The 11,589-nt window shown below is 61.3% G+C and carries 12 protein-coding genes; 8 read left to right on the top strand and 4 right to left on the bottom strand.

Features of this window, described 5'->3' with window-relative positions; translation table 11 throughout:
• The first annotated feature begins 7 nt into the window (after positions 1-7).
• From livG to F506_RS14225, 3 genes are all read left to right on the top strand, one after another.
• Positions 8-781 carry a high-affinity branched-chain amino acid ABC transporter ATP-binding protein LivG gene (livG, locus tag F506_RS14235; protein WP_407638185.1) on the top strand — a complete coding sequence of 258 codons (774 nt, stop codon included), beginning with the start codon at positions 8-10 and terminating at the stop codon, positions 779-781.
• Entirely contained in the window at positions 781-1,485 is a 705-nt protein-coding gene (locus tag F506_RS14230; protein WP_053201628.1) for an ABC transporter ATP-binding protein, read from the top strand. The genes livG and F506_RS14230 overlap by 1 nt, the downstream gene beginning before the upstream one ends.
• Positions 1,486-1,635: 150 nt before the next feature.
• Entirely contained in the window at positions 1,636-2,277 is a 642-nt protein-coding gene (locus F506_RS14225; RefSeq protein ID WP_053198449.1) for an FMN-binding negative transcriptional regulator, read from the top strand.
• Between the two features lie 17 nt (positions 2,278-2,294).
• Here the strand turns inward: F506_RS14225 and F506_RS14220 are convergent, their stop codons facing one another.
• Positions 2,295-2,582, bottom strand: coding sequence for a hypothetical protein (locus tag F506_RS14220; RefSeq protein WP_053198447.1), 288 nt, complete (start codon positions 2,580-2,582; stop codon positions 2,295-2,297).
• A gap of 126 nt (positions 2,583-2,708) precedes the next feature.
• Positions 2,709-3,803 (bottom strand): 4-hydroxyphenylpyruvate dioxygenase, encoded by a 1,095-nt coding sequence (hppD, locus tag F506_RS14215; protein WP_053198446.1) that lies wholly within the window; start codon positions 3,801-3,803, stop codon positions 2,709-2,711.
• 182 nt (positions 3,804-3,985) lie between these two features.
• On the opposite strand from hppD, the gene F506_RS14210 reads away from it, so the two are divergent.
• The 4 genes from F506_RS14210 (at position 3,986) to F506_RS14195 (ending at position 7,707) form a co-directional block, all read left to right on the top strand.
• Complete coding sequence (locus F506_RS14210; protein WP_016835679.1) at positions 3,986-4,504, top strand: Lrp/AsnC family transcriptional regulator; 519 nt, start codon at positions 3,986-3,988, stop codon at positions 4,502-4,504.
• A 123-nt stretch (positions 4,505-4,627) separates the two neighbouring features.
• Complete coding sequence (gene ada / locus F506_RS14205; protein ID WP_053201625.1) at positions 4,628-5,725, top strand: bifunctional DNA-binding transcriptional regulator/O6-methylguanine-DNA methyltransferase Ada; 1,098 nt, start codon at positions 4,628-4,630, stop codon at positions 5,723-5,725.
• Entirely contained in the window at positions 5,722-6,369 is a 648-nt protein-coding gene (gene alkB / locus F506_RS14200; protein ID WP_053198443.1) for a DNA oxidative demethylase AlkB, read from the top strand. The genes ada and alkB overlap by 4 nt, the downstream gene beginning before the upstream one ends.
• Before the next feature lie 129 nt (positions 6,370-6,498).
• Complete coding sequence (locus F506_RS14195) at positions 6,499-7,707, top strand: MFS transporter (protein WP_144424182.1); 1,209 nt, start codon at positions 6,499-6,501, stop codon at positions 7,705-7,707.
• A 52-nt stretch (positions 7,708-7,759) separates the two neighbouring features.
• Here the strand turns inward: F506_RS14195 and F506_RS14190 are convergent, their stop codons facing one another.
• Together F506_RS14190 and F506_RS14185 are read right to left on the bottom strand one after the other, a co-directional pair.
• The gene (locus tag F506_RS14190; RefSeq protein ID WP_053198440.1) at positions 7,760-8,899 is read right to left on the bottom strand and encodes a DNA topoisomerase IB; all 1,140 of its coding nucleotides are present in this window, start codon (positions 8,897-8,899) and stop codon (positions 7,760-7,762) included.
• 302 nt (positions 8,900-9,201) lie between these two features.
• Positions 9,202-10,485, bottom strand: coding sequence for a D-amino acid dehydrogenase (locus tag F506_RS14185; protein ID WP_053198438.1), 1,284 nt, complete (start codon positions 10,483-10,485; stop codon positions 9,202-9,204).
• Positions 10,486-10,590: 105 nt separating this feature from the next.
• On the opposite strand from F506_RS14185, the gene F506_RS14180 reads away from it, so the two are divergent.
• On the top strand, positions 10,591-11,079 hold the full coding sequence (locus F506_RS14180; protein WP_053198436.1) for an Lrp/AsnC ligand binding domain-containing protein: 489 nt from the start codon (positions 10,591-10,593) through the stop codon (positions 11,077-11,079).
• The last annotated feature ends 510 nt before the right edge of the window (positions 11,080-11,589 follow it).

The following is an 11,589-nucleotide window of genomic DNA, read 5'->3' as shown; positions in this document are numbered from 1 at the left end:
TGCGATGATGACAAACAATCAAACCTTGCTGGAAGTGTCCGGCTTGTCGATGCGCTTCGGCGGACTGCTGGCGGTTGACGGCGTGTCGCTGTCGGTGATGGAGCAGGAAGTCTTCGCCATCATCGGCCCCAACGGCGCCGGCAAGACCACCGTGTTCAACTGCATCAGCGGCTTCTACCAGCCGAGCAGCGGCGACATCAGCCTGGGCGGCGCATCGATTGCGCGCAAGCCCAGCCACGTCGTGGCGCAGCAAGGCCTGGTGCGCACTTTCCAGAACATCCGCCTGTTCAAGACGCTGAGCGTGGTCGAGAACCTGCTGGTGGCGCAGCACAATCAGATCAACAACAACCTGGTCTCGGGTTTGCTGAAGCTGCCCGGCTATCGCCGCGCCGAGAAGGAGGCGCTCGATCGCGCCGCCTACTGGCTCGAGCAGCTCGGCCTGACGGCGCTGGCCAATCGCGAAGCCGGCACCTTGTCGTACGGCCTGCAACGGCGCGTCGAAATCGCCCGCTGCATGATCACCAGGCCGCGCCTGCTGTTGCTGGACGAACCCGCGGCCGGCCTCAATCCGCAAGAGAAGCAGGAGCTGCAGCAGCTGATCGACCGTCTGCGCAGCGAACACGGCGTCGCCGTGCTGCTGATCGAACACGACATGAGCCTGATCATGGGCATTTCCGATCGCATCCTCGTGATGGAGCACGGCAAGCCCATCGTCACCGGTACGCCGGAGCTGGTGCGCAATGACGAGCGCGTGATCAAAGCCTACCTGGGAGAAGAATGATGTTGCAGTTTGAACAGGTACATACCCATTACGGCGCCATCGAAGCGCTGCATGGCGTATCGCTGAATGTGGAGAAGGGCGAGATCGTCACGCTGATCGGCGCCAACGGCGCCGGCAAGACCACCTTGCTGATGACCTTGTGCGGCAAGCCGCGCGCCTCGAGCGGCAAGATCATCTTCGAAGGCCAGGACATCACGCAGCGTTCGACGCATGAAATCATGCGCCTGGGCATGGCGATTTCACCGGAAGGCCGTCGTGTTTTCCCGAGCCTGACGGTACTGGAGAACCTCAAAATGGGAGCCTTTTTCGCCACCAATGACGCGATTGAAGAGGGCGTGCAGCACGTGTTCGGCCTGTTCCCGCGCCTGAAGGAACGCGCCAACCAGCGCGCCGGCACCATGTCGGGCGGCGAGCAGCAGATGCTGGCCATCGGCCGCGCGCTGATGAGCAAGCCGCGGCTGCTGCTGCTGGACGAACCGACGCTGGGCCTGGCGCCACTGGTGATTGCACAGATTTTCGAGATCATCCGCACCATTCGCGACCAGGGCGTGACGGTGTTCCTGGTCGAGCAGAACGCCAACAAGGCGCTGGGCGTGGCCGATCGCGGCTACGTGCTGGAAAACGGCCACGTCGTGCTGGCCGACACCGGCGCCAATCTGCTGGCCAACGATGCCGTGCGCAAGGCGTATCTGGGCCACGCTTAAACGGCATTGCCGGTTGCGGGTTGTCGAGTTTTTCGCAACGTGCGGCCGGCATTGTCGCGTGTTTTGCCTCCTGTGAAAAGTCGGCAGGGTCGGGTACAGTAGATCGCTTGCAGGGAGCCTGCATCAAGCCGATCACAGCGAGGGAAACACGTGTACCTACCCAGCCATTTTGCCGAATCCGATCGTGATGTCCTGCATCGCCTGATGCAGGCGCACCCCTTGTCGACGCTGACCACGCTGACGCCTTCCGGTCTCAACGCCGACCATATTCCGCTGTTGCTGAGTCCAGATGAAGGCGCACACGGCGTGCTGCGCGGCCACGTCGCGCGCGCCAATCCGGTGTGGCGCGAGCACGTGCCGGAGAGCGGCGCGCTGGCGATTTTCCAAGGCAGCGAGGCCTACATTTCCCCGGGCTGGTATCCCTCCAAAAAAGAAAACGGCAAGGCCGTGCCGACCTGGAATTACGCGGTCGTGCATGCCGCCGGCCCGTTGCGCATCGTCGACGATATCGAATGGCTGCGCGCGCAACTGACCCGCCTTACGGCGCGTCATGAAGCGGCGATGCCGCAACCGTGGTCGCCGGACGACGCGCCCGCCGACTACATCGAAAAAATGCTCAGTGCGGTGGTGGGTATCGAGATCGTCATCACTTCACTGACCGGCAAATGGAAGGTCAGCCAGAACCAGCCGGCGCAAAACAAGGCGGGCGTGGTCGCCGGTTTGCGCAGTCTCGGGCAGCCGGAAGCGGATGAGATGGCTGCGCTGGTGGCGAGCCGGGCAAAGACGGAATAGGGAAAAGGGCTGGCGGTTCAGGCGCTGCAGGTAGCGACCGACAGCACGACGCTGAGATAGCTGCCGTGGCGGTTGCGCGAGCGCGCCTTTTCCTTTTCCAGGCGGAAGATTTCCTGATAGTGCGATTGAATGCGCTGGCGCAGTTGCGTCAGGTCCTGCTCGGGAAGCGACGACAGCAGGGCTTGCGACTGCTGTTGCAAATCGCGGATCTGGCGGGTCAGTTGCCCTATGCGCTCGGAGATGTCTTCCACCACGGCAGAAGCGGCGTGGGCGGCGTATTTTCCGAATGGAGCGCTGGCAGGCATGGATTTCCCTCGCAGATATGAGTCCTGCTTCTTTTACGGCGCTTCAGGCGATTTCTTGAGGCCGAAATGCAAAACGGCGTGCCGGCAAGAGCGGGCACGCCGTCATGGCATTGATTTTTGATACCGTTAAATCACGCCGCGCCGGATCTGGTCCAGCTCGATCGATTCGAACAAGGCCTTGAAATTGCCTTCCCCAAAACCGTCATTGCCCTTGCGCTGGATGATCTCGAAGAAGATCGGTCCGATCAGCGTCTGCGTGAAGATCTGCAGCAGCAAGCCCTGGCCTTCGGTCGGTGCGCCGTCGATCAGGATCTTCAGTTCGCGCAGTGCAGCCAGGTCTTCCTTGTGGCCCGGGATGCGGCGTTCGACCAGGTCGTAGTAGGTATTGATGGTGTCCTGCAGCGGCACCTTGCGCTGATACAGCGTGCGAACGGTCCGGTAGATGTCGTCGGTGCCCAAGGCGATGTGCTGGATGCCTTCGCCGTTGTATTGCTTGATGAATTCCTCGATCTGCGACTTGTCGTCGGCGCTCTCGTTGATCGGGATGCGGATCTTGCCGCACGGGCTCGTCATCGCACGCGATTTCAGGCCGGTCAGCTTGCCCTCGATATCGAAATACTTGATTTCGCGGAAGTTGAACAGGCGCTCGTAGAACGACGACCAGATATCCATCGCGCCGCGCACGACGTTGTGGGTCAGATGATCGATATAGGTCAGGCCGACGCCGACCGGATTGCGCTCGACGCCGGGGAAAAATTCAAAGTCGATGTCGTAGATCGAACCGCGCTCGCCATAGCGATCCACCAGGTACAGCAGGGAGCCGCCGATGCCCTTGATGGCGGGGATGTTCAGCTCCATCGGACCGAGCTTGGCCGGCACGCCCTCGGCGCCCATTTCCAGCGCGCGCTTGTAGACCGCGGCGGCGTCCTTGACGCGGAACGCCATGGCGTTGACCGAGGCGCCGTGGACCTTGGCGAATTCGATGGCCTTGCTGTCAGGCTCGGCGTTGATGATGAAATTGATCTGGCCCTGGCGGTACAGCGTGACATTCTTGGAGCGGTGGCGAGCCACCGCGGAAAAGCCCATCGATTCCAGCACGGCGGCAATCGGCAGCGGATCCAGCGCGGCGTATTCGACGAACTCGAAACCGTCGGTGCCCATGGGGTTGTCGAACAGATCGGTGCTGCTGCGGGAGGAAGAAATTTGCGTGATTTGGCCCATCGTGGTCTCCTGATGTTCGGAGCGGGCCCGCGCAGTGTCGGCATGAATCCCTCGCACTCGCTCCGTGCTGGTATGTGTAAAGCCAGTTTATTGCAGGAGAAGTGCAAAATGTGATTGTTATTCGCGCATTATTCGCGGTATCATGCACAAATTGTTCAAATTTATGCATAAAAGAGGGCGTTATGAGCACAATCACCGTAGACCGGTTTGATCTGGCCTTGCTGGCCGAATTGCAGCGCGACGGACACATCACCAACAGCGCCCTCGGACAGAAAGTCCATCTTTCCACGTCGCAGATCAGCCGCCGCGTGCAGCGGCTGGAAGAAGCCCACGTGATCGAGCGCTACACCGCAGTGCTGGACCCGGCCGTGATCGGCCTCGGCGTCACTGCCTTCACCAATGTCACGCTGGACCGCCAGGGCGAAACGCGCGGCATCCAGTTCGAAGAAGCGGTGCAGGACATGCCGGAAATCATGGAGTGCTTTTCGATCACCGGCGAAGCGGATTATATCCTGCGCATCGTCGCCCCCGATCTGGCAGCGTTTTCCGAGTTCATGATGACGCGTTTGCTGCGTTTGCCCGGCGTCACCAACGTCAAGTCCAACATCACGATGAAGCAGGTCAAGCATTCGCACGTGCTGCCGCTGGACCACGTCACGCAACCGGCGCAAAGCCGCCAGCGCATCAAGTTTTCTTCCTGAGCGCTTCCTGAGTTCGTCCTGATTTGCTGCACCGGATTTGAAAGCAAGGCCCGGAGTGCCGGGCCGGTTCCTGCTTTCTATACTGCGATGACCGTGTAACCAAAAGGTGTCATCATGTTCAGTATGCCTACCCGCAAGACCAATTCTTCCCCGGCTGTTGCCAGGATCGCCGCCGGCCTCGACGACCAGCGCTGGCAGGCCGTCACGCAACGCGACAAGGCCGCCGACGGCACTTTTTATTACGCCGTGCGCACCACCGGCGTGTATTGCCGGCCATCGTGTCCGTCGCGCCAGGCGCGGCGCGAAAACGTCGCCTTCTACGATACCGGCGTGCAGGCCGAGCAGGCCGGGTTCCGCGCCTGCAAACGCTGCAAGCCGAACGAAGCCGCGCTGGGCGAACGCCAGGCGCAGGCCATCGCCACCGTGTGTCGCGCCATCGAACAAGCCGAAGACTTGCCGTCGCTGGATGAGCTGGCGCAGATCGCCGGCATGAGCCGCTTCCATTTTCATCGCGTCTTCAAGGAAAAAACCGGCGTCACGCCCAAGGCCTACGCCGCCGCACAGCGGGCGCAGCGTCTGCGTGCCGGACTGGTCCAGGGCGACAGCGTCACCAACGCCATGTACGACGCCGGCTTCAATTCCAGCGGCCACTTCTACGCCGAATCCAGCGGTCGCCTCGGCATGACGCCGAGCGCTTATCGCGCCGGCGGCAGCGGCGCCCGGATTCGTTTCGCGGTGGCGCAATGCTGGCTCGGCGCGATTCTGGTGGCGACCACGGAAAAAGGCGTCTGCGCCATCACGCTGGGTGATGATCCCGATCAACTGGTGCGCGATCTGCAAGACCAGTTCCCGCAAGCCGAGCTGATCGGCGGCGATGCGGCGTTTGAGAAACTGGTGGCCAAGGTCATCGGCTTCATCGAGTCGCCGCAAGGCGATCTCAACCTGCCGCTCGATGTGCGCGGCACCGCTTTCCAGCAGCGCGTGTGGCAAGCCTTGCGCGATATTCCGGCGGGGCAGCGCGTGACGTATTCGGACATCGCCGGGCGCATCGGCAGTCCGACAGCGGTGCGCGCCGTCGCCAGCGCCTGCGCCTCGAACGCGATTGCGGTGCTGATTCCTTGCCACCGCGTGGTGCGCATGGATGGTTCGCTGTCCGGCTATCGCTGGGGCGTGGAGCGCAAGCAGGCCTTGCTTGAGCGGGAAGGAGACGGCAAGTCGTGACAGGCGATCTGTTTGCCGCCTTGCGCGCGCCGACCATCGAACACATCGCCGACGGCGCGACCTGGCTGCGCGCCTATGCCGAGGACGACGCGGCGGCGTTGATCGAAGCCATCGCGCAGGTCACCGCGCAGGCGCCGTTCCGGCAGATGCAGACGCCGGGCGGTTACACCATGTCGGTGGCGATGAGCAATTGCGGTGAACTGGGCTGGGTAACGGACCGGCGCGGCTATCGCTACCAGCGCGAGGATCCGCTGTCGCAGCAACCCTGGCCGGAGATGCCGGCCATTTTCCTGGCGTTGGCCGAGCGTGCCGCAGCCGCCGCCGGTTTCCACAACTTCCTGCCGGATGCTTGCCTGATCAATCGCTACACGCCGGGTGCGCGCATGTCGCTGCACCAGGACAAGAATGAACGCGACATGTCCCAGCCCATCGTCTCGGTCTCGCTGGGCTTGCCGGCGACCTTCCTGTTCGGCGGCGCCGGGCGTGCCGACAAGCCGCTGCGCATGCGCCTCGAGAGCGGCGACGTGGTGGTGTGGGGCGGTCCGGCGCGACTGCGTTTCCATGGCGTCGACACGCTGGCGCAGGGAGCGCATGCACTGACCGGCGATTGCCGCTACAACATCACGTTCCGCAAGGCCGGCTGACGCCGCTCCGGGACCGGATGACCCAAAACGGGGCGTCAAAAGACAAGCAAGGCCAACAGGTCTAAAATTCCGGTTTCCCCCAAAATTATCAGACAGGCCATCATGGAGACAGCGCTCAATCCGCCGGAAATGCCGCAGGCAAACCAACAGCAGGCCGTCGAGAAGACCGGCTTCCGCGTTCTCGGTGCGATCAGCTTTTCGCACTTCCTCAACGACATGATCCAGTCGCTGCTGCTGGCGATTTATCCGCTGCTGAAGGGCAACTTCCATCTGAGTTTCGCCCAGATCGGCCTGATCACGCTGACCTTCCAGGTCACCGCCTCATTGCTGCAACCGCTGGTCGGCCTGTATACCGACAAGCATCCGAAACCGTATTCGCTGGCCATTGGCATGGGTTCCACCCTGTGCGGCCTGCTGCTGCTGTCGGTGGCGCCGAATTTCGGCGTGCTGCTGGTGGCCGCCGCCCTGGTCGGCACCGGTTCATCGGTATTCCACCCTGAAGCGTCGCGCGTGGCGCGCATGGCTTCGGGCGGTCGCCACGGCCTGGCGCAATCGCTGTTCCAGGTCGGCGGCAACGCCGGCAGCGCGATGGGGCCGTTGCTCGCCGCATGGATCATCATCCCGGGCGGCCAGCGCAGCATTGCCTGGTTCACCATTGCGGCGCTGATCGCCATGGTGGTGCTGCGCCAGATCGGCCATTGGTATCAGCGCCAGCAACTGGCCGGCAAGACCAAGCCGAAGAAGAAATCGCACGGCTTCGTCGAACTGCCGCGCAACAAGGTCATCATGGCGGTCGGCATTCTGTTGCTGCTGATTTTTTCCAAGTACTTCTACATGGCCAGCCTGTCGAGCTACTTCACGTTCTACCTGATCAGCAAATTCCAGCTGTCGGTGCAGGACGCGCAGATCCACCTGTTCGTGTTCCTGTTCGCGGTCGCCATCGGCACCGTGGCGGGCGGGCCGATCGGCGACCGCGTCGGCCGCAAAGCGGTGATCTGGGTATCCATTTTGGGTGTGGCGCCGTTCACGCTGATGCTGCCTTACGCCAATTTGTTCTGGACCGGCGTGCTCACGGTGATCATCGGCATGATCCTGGCGTCGGCGTTCTCGGCGATCCTGGTGTTTGCGCAGGAACTGATGCCGGGCAAGGTCGGCACCGTCTCGGGATTGTTCTTCGGTTTCGCGTTCGGCATGGGCGGCATCGGCGCCGCGCTGCTGGGCAAGCTGGCCGACGTCACCGACATTTTCTTTGTCTATCAGGTGTGCGCGTTTCTGCCGCTGATTGGTTTGCTGGCGGCTTTCCTGCCCAAGCTGGAGCGGGTGCCGGCCACGGCATAGTTTTTCTCCCGAGGTGTCCGGCTTCCCGATGGAAGCCGGACACCGTCCTGTTTTACGCCGCCTTCTTTTTTCCTGCCTTCGCATCCTTTTGTTCCTGCTGCAAGCGTTGCTGCAACAGCGCCAGCACGGCCGCTTCTTCCGGACTCAGCGCATGCATTTCCTGCACCAGGTTGTCGCGCACCTGGTCCTTGAGCCGGCTGGCCGTCATGCCGTCCAGATACGATGAAATCACGTCCGGATGGACGTAGCATTTGCGACAGATGGTGGGGGTGTTGCCGAGCTTCTTGGCGACATGTTCGATCGCTTGCACGATGTTTTTCTTGGCTTGCGCATGCGAGTCGAATTGCTGGAATTCATCCAGCGCCAGCGCCGCCAGCACCGTCCCGGCCCAGGTGCGGAAATCCTTGGCGGTGTAGTCTTCGCCCGTGATCTCGTGCAGGTAATCGTTGACGTCGCCGGAACCGATGGTGTGCGTCTCGCCTTCTTCGTCGAGATACTGGAACAGGTCCTGACCGGGCAGGTCGAGCAGTTTCCTGACGATGCGCACCATGTAGGGATCGTGCAGCTTGATCGAGTGCTGCACGCCGCTCTTGCCGCGGAAATGGAATTTGATGTCGGGGCCGTCGATCTTGACATGGCGGTTGCGCAGCGTGGTGATGCCGAAGGATTGGTTGTTGCGCGCGTACTCATCGTTGCCGACGCGCATCAGCGTAGCCTGCAGCAGGTACACCACGGTGGCCAGCACCTTCTGTTTGCTCAGGCCCTTTTTTTTCAGGTCGTGCTCAAGACACTTGCGGATCTGCGGCAGCGCATGCGCAAAAGCGATCATGCGTTGGTACTTGACCTCGTCGCGCACGATGCGCCAGCGCGCGTGATAGCGATATTGCTTGCGTTGCCTGGCATCGCGGCCGGTGGCCTGGATATGACCGTTGGCCCAGGGGCAAATCCATACGTCTTCCCATGCCGGCGGAACCGCCAGGGCCTTGATGCGGGCCAGCGTGGCGTCGTCGTCGATGGTTTTTCCATCGGCATCGGTATAGGTGAACTCGCCGTCGCTGCGGGTGCGCAGGATGCCTGGCGTGTCGTCGTTGACATAGCGCAGGCCGCTTTCGCGCGCCATTTGTTTGGCAGTGGGGACGGGCGGCGTCGTGGCGGGAGGGCAGTCGGCGTGACGCTGGGCTTGGGCGTGCATACGAAGGTCTTTCTTCAAGAGGACTTGCGTTTGCGGACAATGAAGGCGGCACCGATAGGCGTGGCGTCTTCGTTATTTTCGTTGTGGCGGCAGGGGGAATTCCCTGCGGCGGATCAATTATCGACTGATTGCCCGTGCGGTAATGTCAGCGTGCGCAGATAGCGCTTGTGAGACTTTTCCTACAGCCGGACACCAGCAGGAAAGGCATCCGCAAACGAAAAAGGCCGAAGCAAGGAGCTTCGGCCCGGCAGGCGGTGCTTGTATCGTATGTAATAGAAATGTACGTGAAGACTTGCCGCGCCTTACGCCGTGACCGCTGAAGAAAATTGCCGCTGCCCAAGATAGCGCGCCACCGATAAATCATCTGAAGCGATCGCCGGGCGCTTGCCCGAAATCAGATCCGCCAGCAAGCGGCCCGAGCCGCATGACATGGTCCAGCCGAGCGTGCCGTGGCCGGTATTAAGGAACAGGTTGTTCAGCGGCGTGGCGCCGACGATCGGGGTGCCATCCGGCGTCATCGGCCGCAGCCCGGTCCAGAAGCTGGCTTGCGCGGTATTGCCGGCGCCCGGGAACAGATCGTTGACCACCAGCTCCAGCGTGGCGCGGCGCTTCGGGTTGAGTTCCTTGTTGAAACCCACCACTTCCGCCATGCCGCCCACGCGGATACGGTTGTCGAAGCGGGTGACGGCGATCTTGTAGGTTTCGTCGAGGATGGTCGAGACCGGGGCGGCTTGCGAATCGACCACCGGCACGGTGATCGAATAGCCTTTCAACGGATAGACCGGGATGTCGACGATGCGGCGCATGAAATTGGCGGAGTAAGAACCCAGCGCCACCACGTAAGCATCGCCGCGCACCAGCTCCTTGCCGCACACGACCCCGTCGATATCGTCGCCGGCCACTGCCAGCGCCTGGATGTCCACGCCGTAGCGGAACTGCACGCCGAGCTCTTCGGCCATTTTCGCCAGCTTGGTGGTGAACAGCTTGCAGTCGCCGGTTTCATCGTTGGGCAGGCGCAAGCCGCCGGTCAGCTTGTGGCTGACTTTCGCCAGTGCGGGTTCGGCGCCGGCCAGCTGGTCGCGGCTCAACAGTTCGAACGGCACGCCGGTCTGGCGCAGCACGGCAATGTCTTTGGCCGCGCCGTCGAACTGCTCTTGCGTGCGGAACAGCTGCAACGTGCCTTGCTGGCGGCCTTCGTAATCGATGCCGGTGGCGGCGCGCAATTCGCGGAAACAGTCGCGGCTGTATTCAGCCAGGCGCACCATGCGTTCCTTGTTGACGGCATAACGGTCGGCGCTGCAATTACGCAGCATCTGCCACATCCAGCGCAACTGCTGGAACGTTCCGTCCGGGCGGATCGCCAGCGGTGCATGTTCTTCAAACATCCATTTCAGGGCTTTCAGGGGAATGCCGGGCGCGGCCCACGGCGAGGCGTAGCCGGGCGAGATCTGGCCGGCGTTGGCGAAGCTGGTTTCCAGCGCCGGACCCGGCTGGCGGTCGAGCACCGTGACCTGATGGCCGGCCTTGGCCAGATAGTAGGCGCTGGTGACGCCGATGACCCCGCTGCCCAGAATGACGACGCGCATGATGGATTCCCCGAAATGATGGTGAGTATGTAGAATATAAAACCATGATATTGGCAATCAACCAGTATTTGTTTTGGTATTAATGTTAAAAAACGAGAATAAATAATGAGAACTCAGCAGCTTTCAGTACGCACCCTCGACAAGCTGGACCGCCGTATCCTGGCGGTCCTGCAAAAGGACGGCCGCATCTCGATGAAAGACCTGGGAGAGCAGGTCGGCCTGTCGATCACGCCTTGCATCGAACGCGTCAAGCGCATGGAGCGCGACGGCGTCATCAGCGGCTACTACGCGCGTATCGATCCGGCCACGCTGGGTGCGACCTTGCTGGTGTTCGTCGAGATCACGCTCAATCACAAGTCGGGCAACATGTTCGAGCAATTCCGCCGCGAAGTGCTGCGCATCCCGGAGGTGCAGGAATGCCATCTGGTGTCGGGCGACTTCGATTACCTGATCAAGGCGCGCATCCGCGGCATGGCCGAATACCGCAAGCTGCTCGGCGATATCCTGCTGCAGTTGCCGGGCGCGGCGCAGTCGAAGAGCTACGTGGTGATGGAAGAGATCAAGGAAACCCTGGCGTTGCCGCTGGAAGAGTGAGGGTAATGAGGGGAGTGAGGCAATTTGCCAACGCAGTATTCTTTCAAGTCTTTTTAAAGTAGTTTTTTCAATCAGGAAAAAATCGGCAGGACCGTGTTGTTCTCGCGGCTTTCAACGATTTTCCAGCTGCACCATCTCGTCTCACGGCCGTGTTCTGCGGCCGATATTTCCTTTGCTTTCAGCAAGCCGTGCGCCCGTATTTTTGCGGCCTGCAACCGTCGTTTCGCGCCGCCCGCAATCTGCCCCGGTTTGGTGACGACCGGACTTTCCTCGCTCGATTTTGGAGCAGTGCAGCATTTATGTTACTTAATAACAGTCCTTGCTTTTTCTCCTTATCGTGCATGGGTAGAGAGGTTTGCTTGTTTTAATGCTCGTTTACTCATTGCTGCGGTAGAGATCGTGATATAAACTACCAAAAAATTTCAGCAAGCAATCCACAGCAAATAACAATGCCAATAAGAAATGAACAGCTGGACGCTGAGACCGCCGCAAGGCGTGTATCGCGACAGT

It is taken from the genome of Herbaspirillum hiltneri N3 (assembly GCF_001267925.1).
GTDB classification, from domain to species: domain Bacteria; phylum Pseudomonadota; class Gammaproteobacteria; order Burkholderiales; family Burkholderiaceae_D; genus Herbaspirillum; species Herbaspirillum hiltneri.
The sequence above is the reverse complement of the archived record's forward strand: the minus strand, read 5'-3'. Positions and strand labels throughout refer to the sequence as shown.